This window comes from Xanthomonas sp. DAR 35659, from assembly GCF_041242975.1.
In the GTDB taxonomy this organism is placed as follows: domain Bacteria; phylum Pseudomonadota; class Gammaproteobacteria; order Xanthomonadales; family Xanthomonadaceae; genus Xanthomonas_A; species Xanthomonas_A medicagonis.
Map to the genome: position 1 here is coordinate 5,083,641 of NZ_CP162488.1, position 20,387 is coordinate 5,104,027.

General features: G+C 69.1%; 13 protein-coding genes and 1 riboswitch. Of the genes, 3 read left to right on the forward strand and 10 right to left on the reverse strand.

What is annotated here, in order from left to right; translation table 11 throughout:
* Positions 1-163: 163 nt before the first annotated feature.
* From AB3X07_RS21675 to AB3X07_RS21705, 7 genes are all read right to left on the reverse strand, one after another.
* Positions 164-1,354: a DUF1501 domain-containing protein gene (locus AB3X07_RS21675; RefSeq protein WP_369941155.1), complete on the reverse strand. Its 1,191-nt coding sequence runs from the start codon at positions 1,352-1,354 to the stop codon at positions 164-166.
* Positions 1,355-1,416: 62 nt separating this feature from the next.
* The gene (locus AB3X07_RS21680; protein WP_369941156.1) at positions 1,417-2,997 is read right to left on the reverse strand and encodes a DUF1800 domain-containing protein; all 1,581 of its coding nucleotides are present in this window, start codon (positions 2,995-2,997) and stop codon (positions 1,417-1,419) included.
* A 142-nt stretch (positions 2,998-3,139) separates the two neighbouring features.
* The gene (locus AB3X07_RS21685) at positions 3,140-4,510 is read right to left on the reverse strand and encodes a sensor histidine kinase (RefSeq protein ID WP_369944840.1); all 1,371 of its coding nucleotides are present in this window, start codon (positions 4,508-4,510) and stop codon (positions 3,140-3,142) included.
* 88 nt (positions 4,511-4,598) lie between these two features.
* Entirely contained in the window at positions 4,599-5,282 is a 684-nt protein-coding gene (locus AB3X07_RS21690; protein WP_003469280.1) for a response regulator transcription factor, read from the reverse strand.
* Between the two features lie 78 nt (positions 5,283-5,360).
* The gene (locus tag AB3X07_RS21695; protein WP_369941158.1) at positions 5,361-5,738 is read right to left on the reverse strand and encodes a hypothetical protein; all 378 of its coding nucleotides are present in this window, start codon (positions 5,736-5,738) and stop codon (positions 5,361-5,363) included.
* A gap of 384 nt (positions 5,739-6,122) precedes the next feature.
* Positions 6,123-7,115 carry a tRNA dihydrouridine(20/20a) synthase DusA gene (gene dusA / locus AB3X07_RS21700; RefSeq protein WP_369941160.1) on the reverse strand — a complete coding sequence of 331 codons (993 nt, stop codon included), beginning with the start codon at positions 7,113-7,115 and terminating at the stop codon, positions 6,123-6,125.
* An 80-nt stretch (positions 7,116-7,195) separates the two neighbouring features.
* Complete coding sequence (locus AB3X07_RS21705) at positions 7,196-8,140, reverse strand: aromatic alcohol reductase (protein ID WP_369941162.1); 945 nt, start codon at positions 8,138-8,140, stop codon at positions 7,196-7,198.
* Positions 8,141-8,281: 141 nt separating this feature from the next.
* On the opposite strand from AB3X07_RS21705, the gene AB3X07_RS21710 reads away from it, so the two are divergent.
* Together AB3X07_RS21710 and metE are read left to right on the forward strand one after the other, a co-directional pair.
* Positions 8,282-8,677: a winged helix-turn-helix transcriptional regulator gene (locus AB3X07_RS21710; RefSeq protein WP_369941164.1), complete on the forward strand. Its 396-nt coding sequence runs from the start codon at positions 8,282-8,284 to the stop codon at positions 8,675-8,677.
* Between the two features lie 427 nt (positions 8,678-9,104).
* Positions 9,105-9,358: riboswitch (cobalamin riboswitch) on the forward strand.
* A 213-nt stretch (positions 9,359-9,571) separates the two neighbouring features.
* Positions 9,572-11,863 (forward strand): 5-methyltetrahydropteroyltriglutamate--homocysteine S-methyltransferase, encoded by a 2,292-nt coding sequence (gene metE, locus AB3X07_RS21715; protein WP_369941166.1) that lies wholly within the window; start codon positions 9,572-9,574, stop codon positions 11,861-11,863.
* A gap of 379 nt (positions 11,864-12,242) precedes the next feature.
* On the opposite strand, the gene AB3X07_RS21720 is transcribed toward metE, so the two are convergent.
* Positions 12,243-13,358, reverse strand: coding sequence for a PDZ domain-containing protein (locus tag AB3X07_RS21720; protein ID WP_369941168.1), 1,116 nt, complete (start codon positions 13,356-13,358; stop codon positions 12,243-12,245).
* Positions 13,359-13,603: 245 nt separating this feature from the next.
* Between AB3X07_RS21720 and AB3X07_RS21725 the strand changes: the two genes are divergently transcribed.
* Positions 13,604-15,595, forward strand: coding sequence for a choice-of-anchor X domain-containing protein (locus tag AB3X07_RS21725; RefSeq protein WP_369941170.1), 1,992 nt, complete (start codon positions 13,604-13,606; stop codon positions 15,593-15,595).
* 185 nt (positions 15,596-15,780) lie between these two features.
* Here AB3X07_RS21725 and AB3X07_RS21730 read toward each other — a convergent pair whose 3' ends face one another.
* Both AB3X07_RS21730 and AB3X07_RS21735 read right to left on the reverse strand, forming a co-directional pair.
* A complete protein-coding gene (locus AB3X07_RS21730) occupies positions 15,781-17,235 on the reverse strand; it encodes an efflux transporter outer membrane subunit (RefSeq protein ID WP_369941172.1) in 1,455 nt (484 codons plus the stop codon).
* Entirely contained in the window at positions 17,232-20,378 is a 3,147-nt protein-coding gene (locus AB3X07_RS21735) for an efflux RND transporter permease subunit (RefSeq protein ID WP_369941174.1), read from the reverse strand. The genes AB3X07_RS21730 and AB3X07_RS21735 overlap by 4 nt, the downstream gene beginning before the upstream one ends.
* Positions 20,379-20,387 lie beyond the last annotated feature (9 nt).

The following is a 20,387-nucleotide window of genomic DNA, read 5'->3' on the forward strand; positions in this document are numbered from 1 at the left end:
CTGTCGGGGCTGAAGCCCCTCCTACAGTGCACCCGACCCTCTCGACGCGCGCCCCTGTGGGAGCGACTTCAGTCGCGATGGGCGGAGCGGCAGACCTGACAATGTCGAACGGCATCGGCGCCTAGCCCTCGGTCGCGCATGCGACAAGGCCACACCGCATACCTCACACCAGTTGCAGATCCCGCGCATGCGCTTGCGGGAACACCTTCTGCAACTGCGTCGGCGACAGTCCCCACATGCGACCGAGCAGCCCGGCGAACAGATCGCGATAGTTGGTCAGCACCGGGTAGTCGCGATCCTGGAACAACTTGTCCTTGCTCACCGCCACCTGCTCGCCGGCGATGCGGCCACCCTTGACCGCGCCGCCCAGCACCCAGTACGTGGTGCCATGGCCATGGTCGGTGCCCTTGTCGCCGTTCTCGCGGAAGGTGCGGCCGAACTCGGACAGCACCACCACCACCGTATTGCGCCACTCCGGCCCCAGCGCGTCGGCATAGGCCGCCAGCCCTTCGGACAGGTTGCCCAGGTTGGTCGCCAGCGGACCATCGGTGCTGCCCTGGTTGACGTGGGTGTCCCAGCCGCCGACGTCGACGAAGCCGAGCCGGTAGCGCTCGCGCATCAGCGTGGCGATGCGCCGGGTCTCGTCGGCGAAGGTGCGCGCGCTGGCGGCGCCGCGGTTGGCCTGCTGCATCTCGTCGCGCAGCGCCTGCGAGACCTGCTGGCGCAGCGCCAGGCCCTCGTGCGCGGCGCTGGCCAGCGGCGTGCCGTGGTACATGCCGGACAGGATGTCGGCCTGACGCTGGTCGAAGGCCGGGGTGGGATTGCGCTTGAGCGAGAGGTTGGGGATGTCGCCGCCGCCCTGGAAGCTCAGCGGCAAGGAGTCGGTGAAGGCGATCGACGGCGTGCCGGTGGCCACCTGCGACAGCCGCGCCAGGAAGCCGGTGCGGTAGTCGCTGCGCTGGCCGGCCGGTTGTCCGGCCTCGATGTTGTCCTGGGTCTCGAAATGGCTGCGCGACAGATCGTCGGTGCCGGCGAAGGGCACGAAGGCCAACTGCTTGTCGGTCCACAGCGGCAGCAGCGTGTCGCGCAGCCGCGGGTTCAAACCCCACTGCGCGTCCAACGCGATCGCGCTGTTGGGATTGGCCGGATCCGGCCTGGCGATCGCCAGGCTCGGGCGCGAGGCGTAGTAGAAATCGCTGGCGTAAGGCACCAGCAGGTTGTTGCTGTCGTAGCCGCCGCGCAGGAACACCACCAGCAAGCGCGGCGAGGGCGCCGGCGCGGCGAACAGGCGCCCGGCGAACGGCAGGCTGGCGGCCGCGGCGGCGGAAGCGAACAGGAACTGGCGACGGTGCATGACGGTATCTCCGAGAGCGTCGGGCGCGGCGGCGATCGCCGCGCCCGGCGCGATGGGCCGGATCAGCGGTAGTTGAAATCCGGCGAGGCCAGCAGGAACGCGTTCCACTCCTGTTGCGAACGCGCCTGCGCCAGCGCCTGGCGGGTGGCTTGCCCGAGTTGCGGTTCGATCGCCTGGTAGTACAGCGGCGTGGTCAGTTGCGGAAAGCCACCGCGCTGCTGCCCGTCGCTGGTGAACAGCTGCGTATTGCCGCCGCCGATCGCGCGCGCGATCTCGAAGCGCTGCGCCATCTGCCCGGAGCTGTTCCAGGCGCTGGACTGCAGCGGCCAGCCGTCGGGCGTGATGCGGCCGTAGGTCGGCTCGCCCATCTGGCTCAACCAGCCCAGCAACGGCTGTGGATTGACGATGGTCTGCCCGTCGTAGGCCAGGCGCAGCGACGACACCAGGAAGCGGTACGGATCCTTGAACTTGCGCGGCGCCCCGGCGGCCATTTCCGGCGCGGTGAACATCACCTGCAGCACCTGCGCGATATCGCCGTCGCTGCGCTGGAACACGCGCGCCATCTTGTCCACCAGCGCCGGCGGCGGATCGTCGGCGACGAAGTATTCGGCCAGGCGCTGCGACACGAAGTGCGCGCAGGCCGGCTGGCGCACGATCAGCTGCACCGCGCGCTCGACCTCGTCGAACCCGCCGCCGGCGATGCGCTGGCCGAGCAGGGTCTTGTCGCCGGGTTGGTGCCGCGCCGGGTTGAACTCGAACGCGCCGCGGCGCAGATACTGCGCCTGCTGTTGCGGCGGCAACTTCGGCGGCGCGTCGCGGTTGGGCGGGGCGATGCCGACGCCGGTGAGGATCAGCGCCAGCTGCTGCACGTCGTGCTGGCTGTAGCCGCTGTTCACGCCGAGCGTATGCAGTTCCATCAGCTCGCGCGCGTAGTTCTCGTTGACCTTGCCCTTGGCGTTCTGCGCGTTGTCCAGGTACTCCAGCATGGCCGGACTCTGCAGCGTCGCCATCACCAGGTCGGAGAACTTGCCCAGCGCATGCGGGCGGATCGCGTTGTCGGTGTAGTCGGCGACCGTCCAGTGCAGGCGTCCCTTGTCGGCGAACACGCTGAAGTGGTTGAGCCAGAACCACACCATCTGCTCGCGCAGTTGGTCGGGCGAATACACCGCGCGCAGCAGCTGCGCCTGCCGCGCCTGCGCCAGCATCGCGTCGGCGCGCTGCTGCAGCTCCTTCTTCGCCGCGACCTTGGCGTCGCCGTCGGGCATGGCCTTGATGTACTGCTGGCGCGCATCCAACTGCTTGAGCAGTTCCTGCACCGGCGTATGCAGCGCCTCGTAGCCGTCCAGTTGCGCGCGCACCGCCGCCGGCAACGCGGCGTCGCCGCTGGCCGCCTGCAGTTGTTCGCGCAGGAAGCGCTTGCGCCCGTCGCGCTGCAGTTGCTGCACGCTGCCGCTGTCCAGGCCGGCGCTCATCGATTGCAGCCAGCGCGCGTCGTCGCGTTCGAGCACCTTCTGGCTGCCGGCGATGGCGGCCACGGTGAACAACACCAGCAGCAGCGACAGCAGCAGGCGCTGCGCATTGCGCAACGCGCGGCGTCCGTGCACGCGCAGACGCGAGGCGGAAGGTGGCCGAGGCTTGGGCATGCGGCGCTCCTTGACCGGTAACCGGGTGTGAAGACCCGCGCAGTATCCGCGTCTGCCCGTGTCGCGCGTTAAGCGGTTGTCGGAAGCGCCCGCGGCATTTGCGCGGGATTCACCTGGCGGCCCTGGTGGCCGATCGATCCAGCTACAGGCCCGGCGGCAGGGTCACCAGGAAGCGCGCGCCGCCCAGCTCCTCGGACCGGCTCACCTGCAGTTCGCCGCGGTAGCCCTTGACCAGGTCCTGCACGATCGCCAGGCCGATGCCGTGGCCATGCACGCGCTCGTCGCCGCGCACGCCGCGCTGCAGGATGTGCGCGACCTCCTCCGGGGCGATGCCGGGGCCGTCGTCCTCCACCGAGATCACCAAGCCGGCGCGGCGGCTGCCGGTGGCCGGGGCCGGATGCACGCTCAGCAGCACCCTGCGCCGCGCCCACTTGAACGCGTTTTCGAGCAGGTTGCCGAGCAGTTCCTGCAGGTCGCCGGGTTCGCCGTGGAAGCGCGCGCTCGGCTCGATGTCGAACTCGCACAGCACGCCCTTGGCCGCGTACACCTTCTCCAGCCCGCGCACGATCTCCTCGGCGTTGGGCTCGATCGGCAGCGGCGCGGAGAACAGCTTGTGGCCGCTGGAGGCGGCGCGGCTGAGCTGGTAGGTCACCAGGTTGTTCATGCGTCGCAGCTGCACGTCCAGTTCCTCGCGCAGTTCCGGGCCCTGGGTGCCGCTGTCGAGCTGGGTGCGCAGCACCGCCAGCGGCGTCTTCAGGCTGTGCGCCAGGTCGGCCAGGGTGTTGCGCTGGCGGTCCAGGTTCTCGCGCTCGCTCTCGATGAAGGCGTTGATGCTGTCGGTCAGCGGTTCCAGCTCGCGCGGATGGCGGTCGCCCATGCGCAGCGCTTCGCCGCGCTGCACCTTGGTCAGTTCGTTGATCACGCGCCGCAGCGGGCGCAGGCTCCACTGCAGGATGAAGGCCTGCAGCAGTAACAGGATCAAGCCGGCGCCGCCGAGGTTGAACCACACCCGGTGGCGGAACACCAACAGCTGCGCGCCCAGCGCGCGGGTGTCCTCCATGATGTAGATGGTGACCGGGGTTTCCTTGTCGCGGCGCACGTAGGCCAGGCCGATGCCGTAGCGGTAGACCTCGCCTTCGCTGCCGTCGATCTGGGTCATCGGCCAGGGGCCGTCGAAGGTTTCCTGGCGCGGCTCGAGCATGCCGCCCGTGGGCGGCAGCGGGCCTTCGCTGGACATCGAGACCCACCGTTCGTTGGGCATCACGATCTGCGCGTACAGACCGCTGCCGGGCCGGTCGAAATGCGGGTCCGGCGGCGGCTTGTCGCTGTTGATGTACAGCGAGCCGTCGCGCGCCACGTCCACATTGTTGGCGTAGGCGGTGGCGTAGCTCTTCAGGCGTTCGCGCAGGTTGCTCAGTGCGGTATCGGCGAAGGCCTGGTCTAGCGCGTAGCCGGCCGCGGCCAGGAACGCCACCAGGCTCAGGCTGGCGGCCAGCAACTGGCGCGCCTGCAGCGAGCGCGGGCGCCAGCGCTTGTACCATTTGGGCCGTGCCGGCACGCCTTCGCGTCCTTCGATCACGCGTCGCAGCGGCGTGCGCCGATCAGCCTTCGGTGCGCGGGATGGCGAAGCGGTAGCCGCGGCCGCGCACGGTCTCGATCGGCTTCAGTTCGCCGTCCGGGTCCAGCTTCTTGCGCAGGCGGCCGATGAACACTTCCAGCACGTTGGAATCGCGGTCGAAATCCTGCTGGTAGATGTGCTCGGTGAGGTCGGCCTTGGAGACCAGTTCGCCGGCATGCATCATCAGGTACTCGAGCACCTTGTACTCGTAGCTGGTCAGGTCGACGTTGCTGCCGCTGACGCTGACCGTCTGCGCCGCCAGGTCCAGCGCGACCGGGCCGCATTCCAGGGTCGGCTTGCTCCAGCCCGCGGCGCGGCGCAGCAGCGCGTTGACCCGCGCCAGCAACTCCTCCACGTGGAACGGCTTGACCAGATAGTCGTCGGCGCCCTGCTTCAGGCCCTCGACCTTGTCCTGCCAGCTCGAGCGCGCGGTCAGGATCAGCACCGGAAACTTCTTGCCTTCGTCGCGCAGCGCCTTGATCAGTTCCATGCCCGACATCTTCGGCAGGCCGAGGTCGATGATGCCCACGTCGAACGGCACCTCGCGGCCCATGTACAGGCCTTCCTCGCCGTCCTGCGCCGCATCCACCGCGAATCCCTCGCGCTTGAGGCGGGCGGCCAGGGTCTCGCGCAGGGGGGCTTCGTCTTCGACCAGAAGGATACGCATGAACTCTCCCTAGTGACTTCTTACAGATGGCCGGCGGCCGGGACGTGGGTATTGCAAGCTGAACGAAACTATCCGGGCTCAGGGGTTATCGTTGCGTGGTGGTTCCTGCGGATCGGCCGGGCGCGGCACGCGTGGCGGCGCGGCGCCGGGCGGCTGCGGGTCGTCCATGTAGCGCACGCGCCCGCGGCCGTCCATGTACTTGACCCGGTTGATGTCGCGGCCGTCGAACGGCACGCGCTCGGCGCCGAGGATCTGTCCGCCGGTGGAGCGCTGCACCCGGCGCACCGCGTCGGACAGCGAACTGCCGTGGTAGTCGCGCGACCGCGGCGGCTCCGGCGCCATGCGCGGCGCCGGCGGGCCCGGCGGACCCGACTGCGCCCAGCCATCGCTGACGGCCGTGAGCGCCAGGGCGATCACGACAGCGGTTCGGCAGTGGCGGAGAGTGGCGGAGGTCACGACAGGCATCCTAACGGACTGATCGGAAACGTTCAAAAGTTGTGAAACCAGCCGCATGGCGGCGGCGGCACGATTTCGCAAAATCGAGGCAAATTCTTGATTTTTCGGGGTGAATCCGATCTGAACTTTTCCGGCGACGACCGCCCGCGTTCAGTGAAATGAACTCGTATCGCCCTGCCCCTCGGACCATACCGGCGCCGCCCGCCCCGCTTCGACAAGGGTCTTGCGACCCTGCGCCGACGCCCTGGCCCAGTCCCGCAAGCTGAACAATCTAACTGAATGCGCGGCCGAGGCGGGGCTGCGGCCCCATTCGAAACGGCATGCACGGTCAGGCGGGAATGGCGCTGGCAGCGGGCGCCGTGGCGCCGTGGCGCCGGGGGGACGCTAGGCTGCGATGTGCCGCACGTTCTCGGTCATGTCCAAGGCCTGTTCCAGCAACGCCCAATCCGCGCCCGGCCGGTGCGCCCCCTCGCTGAGCACCTGGCGGAACGCGCGGCCGCCGGGCTGGCCGTGGAACAGGCCGAGCAGATGGCGGGTGATGTGCTTCAGTGCCAGACCCTCGGCCAGGCGCGCCTCGACGTAGGGCCGCAGCGCGCGCAGCAGAGCCGCGCGCGGACTGGGGGTGGCGCCTGTCAGCGCCGCGTCCAGCCGGTGCAGGACATACGGATCGTGATAGGCCGCGCGCCCCAGCATCACCCCGTCGACCGCGTCCCACTGCGCCCGCGCCGTGTCCACGTCGGCCAGCCCGCCGTTGAGCACGATCTGCAGATGCGGCCGCTCGCGCTTGAGCCGGTAGGCCCAGTCGTAGCGCAGCGGCGGCACCTCGCGGTTCTCCTTGGGCGACAGGCCCTGCAGCCACGCGTTGCGCGCGTGCACCACGAACAGCCCGCAGCCGGCCGCGGCGACCTGATCGACGAAGGCGAGGAACACCGCGTAGTCGTCGTCCTGATCCACGCCCAGCCGGCACTTCACCGTCACCGGGATGTCCACCGCCGCGACCATCGCCGCCACGCAGTCGGCGACCAGCGCCGGCTCGCGCATCAGGCAGGCGCCGAAGCGCCCGGCCTGCACCCGGTCGGACGGGCAGCCGCAGTTGAGGTTGATTTCGTCGTAGCCCCAGTCCTGCCCGATCCGCGCCGCCTGCGCCAGCAGCGCCGGCTCGCTGCCGCCGAGTTGCAGCGCCACGGGATGCTCGGACGCATCGAAATCCAGCAACCGCGCGCGATCGCCCAGCACCACCGCGTTGGCGTGCACCATCTCGGTGTACAGCCGCGCGGACGGCGCCAGCAGCCGGTGGAACACCCGGCAGTGGCGGTCGGTCCAGTCCATCATCGGGGCCACGGACAGGCGGATTTCCTGAATGTTCGGCGTATGCATGCGTTGGTATGTTTAGCGGCGCGCACGGGCGCCGCATCAGTGACAGCGGCCATTATCCCGCAACGCGGCGCCGGTAGCGTTCAGGTCTGGCGGACGTTCGCCCGCAGCCAGCCCTCGACATCCTGAAGTCGGGCACCGACCATGTGGTTGAAGGTCCGCTCGACCTCCCATGAGACGCCCTTGCCCTGGGCGAACGCTGCACGATACTTCTTGATCATGTTCGCAGGATCCTGCGCCAATTCCTGCATCAATTGCGGGACGCTCCAGACCGACAGCTCGACATGCAGGCCGAGCGCCCTCTCCAGGATGTCCGGCAACTCGCCGTAACGAATCGTGTCGCCGGCGAGGTAGACGATCGCGTTCCGAATCACCGGCGAATGGAACACGATGCGCGCGGTCATCGCCCCGATATCGTCCGGGGTCGTCAAGGTGACGCCGTTGTCTGCGGAACCCAGCGCATTGACCCGTTTCGCCGCGAAGTCGACCACGCCGAAATCGGGCTCGAACAGGTAGCTGGTGAACATCCCGGTGGAAATGATCACCCAGTCCATCGCCGACTGCGACCGCAGGTACTCACGCACGTCCAACTGGGCGTCGAACAGATCCTGCGGTCCGCCGCGACCGATGGCGTCGAAGTCCACGCCGAATTGCCAGGGGAAGTAGCGCGGGATCCCCGATGCGACTGCGGCGCGGGCAACCTTCATCGGCATATCGCGGCCAGCGGCATATCCGGTGCAGCCGATGACGGTGTCGAACCGGGAGAACACGGCCGCCAGTTCGTCCACGGAAGCGGCGACCAGATCGCCGGCGACGCGTTCGACGCCGAGCGCGCGAAGTTCTTCCACCACTTCGCGTTTTTCTGGCAGTTGGGAGTCGATGGACGCCTGCCGCAGCATGACGCTGACACGAGTCCCAGGGTGCTGCTGCGCGAGTCGGGCGAGGTTGCGAATGACCGGCAAGCCAAGCTCGCCGGCGCCAAGGACCAGGATGGACCTGGAGGGTGCACTGTGCTGTTGGGAGGACATCGGATGACCACGTGTGTGTACGATGGCGCCGATTCTGCCTCCCGTGCAGACAGCGCATAAGAAGGCACACGCATGATACCGATCGCTCCAGTCATGAGTTCCGAGGAGCTGCTGCAGCACTCTCAATCGATATGCGATGGCATGAGTGCAGACGACGACGGCTTGCGTCGCGAGGTGCTGTCGCATGCGGGAAATCGCTGGTCCCTCGGCATCATTCACGCGCTTGGCGTATACGGAACGCTGCGTCATGCCGACGTGGCGCGCCGGATGCGGGGAATCACGCAGCGCATGCTGACACGGACCCTTCGTCACCTCGAGCGGGATGGATTGATCAGCAGGCACGATTTCGGAGAGGTTCCGCCCCGCGTGGAGTACACCATCACGCCACTGGGCAAGGACCTGCTGATCCTGATGATTCCCATGTGGACCTGGGTCGTCGAGCGGGCCGAAGACTTCCGCACATGTCGCCAGGCGTTCGATGCGGCGCACGCGGACAACGTATCTGCTCGCACGGCATCCAAGGAAGACCTGGCGTAGCGCTGACGTTGTTCGCGCGGTCGCTACCGTTGGCGTGGGCACTCTCACGCTCGTGCACGTCGGCTGCAAAGACGTGGCCTGCTGTGGAGTGGTTCACCCAGGCCGCGGGCATGGCATTCGGATCGGTGGAGACGTAGATGACCGCAGCGCAGGTGATCAGGCCGAAGCGCGGGTGATGCCGGGCACCGGGCCGCCGATGCATCGACGCCCAGATCGTTGCCGGCCCCGGCAAGATAGGGCAAGGGACCGGTCACGACGCGGTTCTGCACGTCCGCGACGAAGCTGCCCCACTACGCCGCACACCATGCCGGGCGCAATCAAGCGATCCGTATAGGCCGATACCTGAGACCAGGAACGCCGGCTCACCCCTGGCGTGATCCCGGCACAGCGCGTGGCGCGGGTGCTTGACCGCTGCTCGCATCCGCCCTATCGTGCGCTCGCCGAAGGTATTCATCGCTTCATTCGGATGAAGGGATGAATTTAAACGGGAATCTGGTGACGGCTGGCGCCGCAAGCGCCAGCCCATTCCGGAGCTGCCCCGCAGCGGTGAATGGAAACGACCTCCGTCAATGGCACTGGGCCGGCGCATGCCGGCCTGGGAAGCGACGGACAGTAGGTGCGCAGCCGAGACGGTGCGCGTGTCCATCAGCCCGAATACCGGCCCCGGCCGGAGGACCGTGCGTCCTCCGATTCGACCTGGCGCCTCCGCGGGGAGGCGGCCGGATGCCGTGCCGTGGCCCCGCGCCGCGTCACGCGCCTCCGCCTGCCCGCGGGGCGCCGGTTCGCCCGCGGGGGCGAAGGTCGCTGGCGTGGCGGGCGGTCCCTGCGAACGGGACGCGCGGCGCGCGGTTCCTTCGTTCCTCAATGCCTATGAACGCAATGAGGAAACGCAACATGACGATCGTGACCAACCTGGGCTTCCCGCGCATCGGTGCGCGGCGCGAGCTCAAGCAGGCGCTGGAACGCTACTGGCGCCGCGACATCGACGGCGCGCAACTGCAGGAGACGGCGCGCGACCTGCGCCAGCGCCACTGGCGGCTGCAACGCGAGGCCGGGGTGGACGTGCCGCCCAGCAACGACTTCAGCCTGTACGACGCGATGCTCGACACCGCGTTCCTGTTCGATGCGATCCCGCAACGCTACCGGGCGCTGGCCGATGCCGATCCGCTGGCCGGCTACTTCGCGATGGCGCGCGGCACGCAACAGGATGGGCTGGACCTGCACGCGCTGGAAATGACCAAGTGGTTCGACACCAACTACCACTACCTGGTGCCTGAGCTGGCCCAGCACCAACCCTTCCGCCTGCGCGGCGACAAGCCGGTGGCGGAATTCCTGGAAGCCAAGGCGCAGGGCATCCAGACCCGGCCGGTGCTGATCGGGCCGGTGACGTTCCTGGCGCTGTCCAAGACGGTGGACGGCAGCGATCGCTGGGCGCTGCTGGACAGCCTGTTGCCGGTGTACGCCGAACTGCTGCAACGCCTGCATGCGGCCGGCGCCGGCTGGGTGCAGTTGGACGAGCCGGCGCTGGTGCTGGACCTGGACGACGCCGCGCGCGAGGCGTATCGCCGCGCCTACGCCTTCCTGGCGCAGGCGCCACGGCCGAAACTGCTGCTGACCAACTACTTCGGCGAGCTGGGCGACAACCTGGACCTGGCGATGGCGCTGCCGGTGGACGGCGTGCACGTGGACCTGGTGCGCGGCGTGGCGCAGCTGGACGCGGTGCTGCAGGCGTTGCCGGCCGGGCGCGTGCTCTCGGCCGGCCTGGTCAACGGCCGCAACGTATGGCGCACGCCGCTGGACAACGCGCTGACCCTGGCCCGCTACGCCGCCGGCCATGTCGGCCACGAGCGGCTGTGGCTGGCGCCGTCGTGCTCGCTGCTGCACGTGCCGGTGGATCTGCAGCAGGAAACCAAGCTGGACCGCGAACTGATCGGCTGGCTGGCCTTCGCCCGGCAGAAGCTGCAGGAGCTGCGCACCCTGGCCGATGCGCTGGACGATCAACCGCAGGCGCAGGCCGCGCTGGCCGAGGCGCGCGATGCGCTGGCCAGCCGTCGCGCCTCCACCCGCGTGCACCGCGCCGAGGTGGCACGGCGGGTGGATGCGCTAACGGAGGATGCCGGCCGTCGGCAGTCGCCGTATACGCAGCGCCGCCAGGCGCAGCAGGCGGCGTTGCGGCTGCCGCTGTATCCGACCACCACGATCGGCTCGTTCCCCCAGACCGAACAGGTGCGGCAGGCGCGCGCGCAGCACAAGGCCGGCAAGCTCGACGATGCCGCATACGACGCGTTTCTGGCCGCGGAGACCGAGCGCTGCGTGCGTGCGCAGGAGCAACTGGGCCTGGACGTGCTGGTGCACGGCGAGTTCGAGCGCAACGACATGGTCGAGTACTTCGGCGAACAGCTCGACGGCTTCGCCTTCACCCGCCACGGCTGGGTGCAGAGCTACGGCTCGCGCTGTGTGAAGCCGCCGATCATCTACGGCGACGTGCAGCGCCCGGCGCCGATGACGCTGCGCTGGACCCAGTACGCGCAGTCGCTCACCGACAGGCCGATGAAGGGCATGCTGACCGGGCCGGTGACGGTGCTGCAGTGGTCGTTCGTGCGCGACGACCAGGAACGCGCGCAGACCTGCCGGCAGATCGCGCTGGCGCTGCGCGACGAAGTGCGCGACCTGGAGGCGGCGGGCATCGGGGTGATCCAGATCGACGAGCCGGCGATCCGCGAAGGCCTGCCGCTGCGCCGCGCCGACTGGCAGGCGTACCTGGACTGGGCGGTGCAGTGCTTCCGCATCGCCGCGGCCGGCGTGCGCGATGCGACGCAGATCCACACCCACATGTGCTACTCGGAGTTCAACGACATCATCGAGGCGGTGGCGGCGATGGACGCGGACGTGATCTCGATCGAGACCTCGCGTTCGCGGATGGAACTGCTCGATGCGTTCGTGCGCTTCCGCTATCCCAATGCGATCGGGCCGGGCGTGTACGACATCCACTCGCCGCGCGTGCCCGGCACGCAGGAGATGGTGGCGCTGCTGGACAAGGCGCGGGCGGTGCTGGATCCGCAGCAACTGTGGGTCAATCCGGACTGCGGCCTGAAGACGCGCGGCTGGGAGGAAACACGCAGCGCGCTGGAGGCGATGGTGGCCGCGGCGCGACAACTGCGTGCGCAACCGGCGCAAGCGGCGTAATCGAGCCGCTTGCGCACACGATGCCCGGCATATGAACATGCCGGGCATCGCTGTGGCAGGACGGCCCGGCAGCAGTGCGCGCCGCCCGGTTGCTGCGTTGTGGGAGGAACTTCAGTCCCGACGTGGCTTGCACCCGTCGGGGCCACCGCTGCGTTCGTCGCGGCTGAAGCCGCTCCTACAGAGAACGGTTGCGCCGTCCGTTGCGGGCCGCAGCATCGCAGCCAATCCCCTATTCCCAGGCACGCGGCATGGGCGTCCTTCGCCACACCTGCCGGCGACATGGACGGCACGCGTGCGGCGCCCCCGGCGTAGGCGGCATCCGCCGCGGCGAGGGAGGACCTGCACTGTTGCCGCATGCGCCGTGGGCAGCTACCGCGTCTTACTGGGCAGCCGGTGCCGTCGGTGCCGGCGCAGCACCCGCCGGGAACACCACGCTGAGTTCTTGCGCGCGGCGATCGCGCCAGAGTTTCACCGGCACGGGAACATCGGCCGCCGCCGCCGCAACCAACCGCGGCACGTCCTCGAAGCCGGCGACCGATTGACCGGCGATCTCCAGCAGCACGTCCATCGGCTTGATGCCGGCGCGGGCCGCGATGCCGCCATCGAACACTTCCACCACCCACGCTCCGCGCGGCGACGGCAGGCCCGCTGCCAGCACCAGTTCCGCGGTGACCGGCACGATGCGCACGCCCAGCAGCCGGGGCGCCGCCGGCGCCGCGGCGGGCGTCGCCGGCGTGGCCGCGAGCGCGGCCGGCGCCGTCTCGCTCGGCCGCCATGGCACCTCGGCGAACTTGGTGTTGAAGCCGCCCATCAACTTTCGATAGTCGCGACTGGCCTTGTCCGCTTCGCCCTGCGCGTCGTACGCCGTGCACATCGTGCCGTCCTCCGGCTGCCCGTGCGCGCGCACCACCTGCTTGAACGCCTCGGCATAGGCCTGGCTCTGGGTGTAGACCGCCATCGGATCGGCACCCACCGGCATGGCGAAGACCTGGCTGGCGACGGTGCGCGCGCGATCGCTGCGATCGGGAATGTCCACCTGGGTGGCATAGCAGTAGAAGTAGCCCGTGCGCTGCGCCGGCGCCTGGGCAACGGCATCCTCGGCCGACGGCGTCCAGTCCACGTCGCGCCAACTGCCGACCTTCATCAGAAACAGGCGCTTGCTCCATAGCGCGCGTTGCTGTTCGCGCAACGCCTGGACTTCGTCGCGTTCGGCGGCGAGCGCGCATTCCTTTTTGCCTGCACCGCCCAGGGTGCCCACGTGGCGCAGGAACGCACCGGCCAGCGCGTTGCTGCGCTGCAGTTGGCCGCCGACGTCGGCGGGATAGGACAGCGCGAACACCGACGAGACCCAGACCCTGGCCGGCACGCTGCCGGTATCGGTCACGCTGCAGTAGGCGAATCCGGACTGGCTCGGCGCCGGCGATTGCGCGCGGACCGCGACCGGCGCCAGGCCGGCGAAAAAGACCACAGCGAGGTACACCGCATTGCGCAGCATCTGGAATCCCCCTAGGCACTCGGTACCGCCATCGGCGCCACGGCGCCGCCCCGCTGTGCACACTATCCCATCTTCGCGCTGGCCGCAGCCTGCGGCGGCAGCGGTGCTGCAGCGCAGAGTGGAACTGTCATCGCAGCGGGGTATAACGCAGGCACGTCGTAGCGAGGGGGCGCTGCATCCGCTGTCCAGGCGGCCGTCGCGATGGCGTGCCTGTTCGGCTTCCGCTGTTCAAGGAGAGAGCCGTCATGTCCACGCTGCCGACATTGTCCCTGCTGTCCACGCTGCTGCTGTCGCCGCTGCTCGCGCAGGCGGCCGACCTGGTGCCGAAGCAATTGGCCGGTCCGCCCGAGGAGTTCGCGCAGATGCGCGCACCGGCGCCGGCCGAGGCCGCGATCCTGTCCAAAAGCGCGCTGCTGCCGGTGGAGTTCTCCGCCGCGCGCAGCGGCGGTCCGGCGCAATGGCAAACCGCCCTGCCGGTGGAGAACGGCAAGCTGCGCTTCGTGGTGCTGTCCGGCGAGCAAGATTGGCAGCCGCGGCTGAGCGCGCCAGCCACGTCCAACGCCCGCGCAGGCACCGCCGCCGCAACGGCGATGCTCGCACCCAGCGCCAAGGCCACGCAGTTGGGCGCCGGCGGCGCCGCGCTTCCGGCCCGCGAGTATCGCGTGGACACCGCGGCCAATGGCGAGTGGACACTGACCCTGCAGGCCGACGGCAACGCCGCGCAGCAGCGCGGCTATGTGTTGATGGAAGGCGATCCGCGCACGCAGTTGGCCTCCTATCCCAGCGACCGCGCGCAACTGCAACGCGGCCAGCGCATCGGCCTGACCGCGATGCTCGGCGGCATCGATGCGCAGGGCGGCGTGTCGCTGGCGCGTAGCGCCGGCACCGGCCGCATCGACACTGCGCAGCTGCGCGTGATCGCGCCCGACGGCGGCATCAGCCAGTGGCCGATGGCCGACGATGGCCGCCACGGCGACGGCGCCGCGGGCGACGGCGTATACACGGGCGACTTCCCGGCGACCGCCACCGGCACCTACATCGCACAGGTGGTGGTGCGTGGTCACGATGCCGGCGGGCAGGCCTTCGTGCGGACCAGCGAACACGTGTTGCCGGTGCTGGACACCACGCTGCGCATCAACGCCGATGCCATCGCCGCCAGCGCGCAGCCCGGCATGCGCCTGACCCTGCCGATTCCGGTGCGCATCGGCGGCGGCCAGGCGCCGGCGCACTACCGCGTGCTCGGCGAACTGTGGGGCACCGGCCGCGACGGCAGCGCGGTGCCGGTGGCCTGGCTCGGCGGCATGCTCGCGCCGCAGGACGGTCGCCTGCCGCTGAGCGTGGACGAACGCTGGATCGTGCGCGCCGGCGCGCGCGCGCCGTTCACCCTGCGCAACCTGCGCGTGGAGGATCCGGACAACTTCGTGCCGCTGGCCACGCGCGCGACATTGCCGCTGACCCTGCCGGCGCTGCGCCGCAGCAGCGTGGCGCGCAGCACCGGCGCGATCGACGAGAGCATGCGCATGGGCGAGCGCCCGGCGCAGCTGAGCGCCGCCACCACCGACATGCAGGCGCAGGCCACCGGCAAGCGTCTGGTGCTGGTGCACGGCTACTGCTCGGGCGGGGTGTGGCCGGTGGCGCAGTTCAGCAATGCCTCCGCGTTCCTGGACGTCAACCAGAACCGCAGCAACGACCAGTTCGCGCAACGCCTGGCGCAGTTCGGCAGCCAGTGGAACTCGTTCGGCACGGTGGCGCACAGCCAGGGCGGCATGGCCGCGCTGCATCTATACGTGTACTACTGGAGCGGGCTAGACAACGCCAGCGGCGGGCGGGTGATGCAGTCGGTGGGCACGCCGTACCAGGGCACCAACCTGGCCGGCATCCTGGCCACGGTGGGCTCGTGGTTCGGCGTGGGCTGCGGCACCAACAACGACCTGACCTACGACGGCGCCAAGGCCTGGCTGGCCGGCATCCCCAACTCGGCGCGGTCGCTGGTGAACTACTACACCACCTCCTTCGCCAAGACCAACTGGTATACCAACGACTACTGCAATGCGGCCTCGGACCTGGTGCTGAGCGATCCGGAGGACGGCACCGTGGAGCAGGTCAACGGCCAACTGCCCGGCGGCGTCAACCGCGGCCACACCACCGGCCAATGCCACACCACCGGCATGCGCGATCCGGCGCAGTACCTGGACGCCAGCCGCAACGCGACGATGAACGCCAACGCGGCGCGTTGAAAAGCCGGGATTGGGGAATCGGGAATCGGGAATCGGGATTGGTAAGCGCTGCGCGGACGTGGCAGTTCGGTGCGGCGCTGATTTCGACCGAGATGCGGCTCTTGTAGGAGCGGCTTCAGCCGCGACAGGCGGTGTCGATAGCGCCTGTCGCGGCTGAAGCCGCTCCTACAGTCGTGCGGCCTGCGCTAACGCGTCGTTTCCGCCACGGGCTCGCCGCTCTGCGCGTCCGCGCCGCCGCCGAGCACCTTGTACAGGGTGACGCGGTTGCCGGCCTCGGTCAGCCGCAGCGTGATCAGGTCCTGCTGCGCCGCGTACAGCGAGCGCTGCGCGTCCAGGGCATCCAGATAGCTGTCCACGCCGTTGCGATAGCGGGCCTCGGCCAGGTCGTCACTGCGCTGGGTGACGGCGACGAGGGCGCGCTGCGCATCCATGCGTTCGTCCAACTGCGCGCGCGTGGCCAGCGCATCGGCCACTTCGCTGAAAGCGCTCTGGATGGCCTTCTGGTAGCTGGCAACGTTGACGTCGCGGGTGATCCGGGCCACGTCCAGTTCGGCCTTGAGCGCGCCGGCGCGGAAGATCGGCACGCTGACGCTGGGCACGAACGACCAGGTGCGGTTGCCGGCATCGAACAGGCTGGACAGCGCGGTGCTGCTGCGCCCGGTGGAGGCGGTCAGCGAAATGGTCGGGAAGAACGCCGCGCGTGCCGCGCCGATGTCGGCGTTGGCCGACTTCAGCGTGTGCTCGGCGTACAGCACGTCCGGGCGCTGCAACAGCACGCGCGATTCCAGTGGCGCCGGCAGCGGCGCCAGCGCCACGCCGCCCTCCAGCGCGCCGGCCTGCGGCAGGGCGTCGGCCGACACCGGTGCGCCGACCACCAGGTCCAGGGCATTGCGCGAGGTGGCCAGCTGCGTGGTGTAGCTGGCCACGTCGGCACGCGCGCTTTCCACGCTGGTCTGCACCTGCGCCAGGTCCAGCCCGGAGGCGATACCTTCGCGGTGCCGTGCCTCGGTGAGCACCAGGGTCCGCCGCTGACTGTCCAGGGTCTGCTGCGCCAGCGCCAGGCGCTGCTGGTCGGCGGCCACGGCCAGCCAGTCGGCCGCGACCTCGGCAACCAGGCTCAGGCGCGTACTGCGCTGGGTCTGCGCGGTGGCCAGGTAGGTTTCCAGGGCTTCGTCCTTGAGGCTGCGGATGCGTCCGAACAGGTCCAGCTCCCAACTACTGATGCCGACGTCGACCGCATCCGTGCGCGCTACCTCCGAGCGCCCGCTGGCGCTGGTGGATGCGCTGCTGCGCGTGGCGCTCTGGCTGCCGCTCAGGCTCACCGACGGGAACAGGTCGGCGCGCTGGATGCGGTACTGCGCGCGCGCCTTGTCGATGTTGAGCACGGCCACGCGCAAGTCGCGGTTGTTGTCCAGCGCCTGCGCGATCACCTGCTGCAGGCGCGGATCGAGGAACACCTGGCGCCAGTCCAGGGTCGCGAGGTTGGCGCCGTCGCCAGCGGCGCCGCTGCCGCTGTCGGCGAAGGTGGCCGGCACCGGCGCGTCGGGACGCGCGTAGCTCGGCGCCAGGCTCGCGCAGCCGGCGAGCAGGCCGGCGCAGGCCAGCGCCAGCGCCGAGCGGGCCAGGGTCACGGGGGTCATCGGTTCGCCTCCTGCAGTTGCGCCGGTTCCGGTTCGAGGCGCTTGCCGGGGAACACACTGCGCACGATCACGTAGAACAGCGGCACGAAGAAGATGCCAAGCGCGGTCGACACCAGCGTTCCGCCGAGCACGCCGGTGCCCAACGCGTGGCGGCCGCCGGAGCCGGCGCCGCTGCTCACCACCATCGGCAGCACGCCGAGCATGAACGCCAGCGAGGTCATCAGGATCGGCCGCAGGCGCAGGCGCGCGGCATGCAGGGTGGCGGCGACCAGCGGTTGGCCCTTCTCTTCCAGTTCCTTGGCGAACTCCACGATCAGGATGCCGTTCTTGGCCGCCAGGCCCATCGTCGCCAACAGGCCGACCTGGAAGTAGATGTCGTTGGACAGCCCGCGCAGCCACGTCGCCAACAGCGCGCCGACGATGCCCACCGGCACCGCCAGCATCACCGAGATCGGGATCGACCAGCTCTCGTACAGCGCGGCCAGGCACAGGAACACGAATACCAGCGACACCGCGTACAGCATCCAGGTCTGCGCGCCGGCGGCCTGCTCCTGGTAGGACATGCCCGACCAGGCATAGCCGACGTCCTTGCCGAGCTTGCCCACCAGCGCGGCGATGCCATTCATCGCATCGCCGGAACTGATGCCGCTGGCGGCACTGCCGGTGATCTCCATCGACTCCACGCCGTTGAACCGGCTCAGCACCTGCGGCGCATACGCCCACTGGCTGCTGGAGAAGGCCGAGAACGGCACCATCTCCGCGCTGCTGTTGCGCACGTACCAGCGACCGATGTCGGCGGGCAGCATGCGGGCGGCCGGCTCGCCCTGCACGTACACGCGCTTGACCCGGTTGCTGTTGAGGAAATCGTTGACGTAGCTGCCGCCCATCACCGTGGCCAGCGTGGCGTTGATGTCCGAAGCGCTCAGGCCCAGCGCGCCGGCCTTGGCGTCGTCGATCTGCACCCGGTAGGTCGGTGCGTCTTCCAATCCGTTGAAGCGCACCGCGCTCAGCTCCTTGTCGGCGTTGGCCAACTGCAGCAGCTGCTGGCGCGCGGTGACCAGCGCGTCGTGGCCCTTGCCGGCCACGTCCTGCAATTCCAGCGTGAAGCCGGACGTAGTGCCCAGGCCGTTGATCGCCGGCGGCGACAGCGCGAACACCTGCGCATCCGGCAGCGTGCCCATCATCGCGCCGGTGATGCGATTGGCGATCTCCTGCGCCGAGGCGCCGCGCTCGGCCCAATCCTTGAGCTTGATGAAGCCCATGCCCGAATTCTGGCTGCTGCCGGCGAAGCTGAAACCGGTGATGGTCATCATGCCGGCCACCTCCGGCTGCTTGAGGATGAAGCCGGTGGCCTGGTCGATCGACTGCTGGGTGCGTTGCTGGGTGGCGCCGGCCGGCGTGGTGAACATCACCATCAGCATGCCTTGGTCCTCGTCGGGCAGGAACGAGCTGGGCAGGCGCCAGAACAGCAGCGCCATCACCGCGAGCAGCACCAGATAGACCAGTCCGCCCAGTTTGCGGTGGCCGATCAGCTTGCCCACGCCGCGGCCGTAGCCGTCGGCGCCCCGGTCGAAACGGGTGTTGAACCAGCCGAAGAAACGCCCGAGCAAACCCTTGCGCGACACATGCCCGCCGCGCGCGATCGGCTTGAGCAGGCTGGCGCACAGCGCCGGACTCAGGGTCAGCGCCACCAGCAGCGACAGCAGCATCGCCGCGGCGATGGTCACCGAGAACTGCCGGTAGATCTCGCCGGTGGCGCCGCCGAAGAACGCCATCGGCAGGAACACCGCGGTCAGCACCAGGGCGATACCGACCAGTGCGCCGGAGATCTGCCCCATCGAGGTGTAGGTCGCCTGCCGCGGCGACATGCCGTCCTCGCTCATCAGGCGCTCGACGTTCTCCACCACCACGATGGCGTCGTCGACCAGCAGGCCGATCGCCAGCACCATCGCGAACATGGTCAGCGTATTGATCGAATAGCCGAGCAACGCCAGCACACCGAAGGTGCCCAGCAGCACCACCGGCACCGCGATCACCGGCACCAGCGTGGCCCGCCAGTTCTGCAGGAACAGGTACATCACCAGCACCACCAGCACGATCGCCTCGAGCAGGGTCTTGACCACTTCCTCGATGGAAATGCGCACGAACGGCGTGGTGTCGTAGGCGATCTCGTAGTTGAGCCCGGTGGGGAAATAGGGCTTGAGCTGTTCGAGCTTGGCGTCCACCGCCTTGGCCGCATCCAGTGCATTTGCGCCGGTCGCCAGTTCCAGGCCCATGCCGGAGGCGGGCTTGCCGTTGTACTTGGAACTGGACGCGTAGGACCTGGAGCCCAACTCGACCCGCGCCACGTCGCGCAGGTAGACGGTGGCGCCACCGGGCTGCGACTTCAGCACGATCGCCTCGAATTGCGCCGGGGTCTTGAGCTTGCTGCGCGAGGTGACCGTGGCGTTGAGCTGCTGGCCCTGCACCGCCGGCAGCGCGCCCAGCGCGCCGGAGGAGACGTCGGCGTTCTGCGCCGAGATCGCATTGCTGACGTCCGAGGGCATCAGCGCGTAGGTGCGCAGCTTTTCCGGATCCAGCCACACTCGCATCGAATACTCGGAACCGAACACGTTGACCCCACCGACGCCGTTGAGCCGGCTGATCGGATCCTGCAGCGTGGACACCATGTAGTCGCCGATGTCGGTGCTGTCCATGCTGCCGTCTTCAGAGGTGAAGGCCAGCACCATGAACATGCTGCTGCCCATGGACTTGGTGACGGTCACGCCATTGCTCTGCACCGCCTCCGGCAGCATCGCCTCGCCTTGCGAGACCTTGTTCTGCACCTGTACCTGGGCGGTGTCCGGGTCGGTGCCGGAGTCGAAGGTCAGGGTGATCGAGGCGGTGCCGGCGGAGCTGCTGCTGGAGGACATGTACAGCAGGTGGTCCAGGCCGGTCATCTGCTGCTCCAGGATCTGCGTCACCGAGTTCTGCACGGTTTCCGCCGAGGCGCCGGTATAGGTGGCGCTGACGTTGATCGATGGCGGGGCGATGTCCGGGTACTGCTCCAGCGGCAGCGACAGGATCGAGAGCGCGCCGGCCAGGGTGATCACGATCGCGATGACCCAGGCGAAGATGGGACGGTCGATGAAGAAACGGGCCATGGCGGTTCC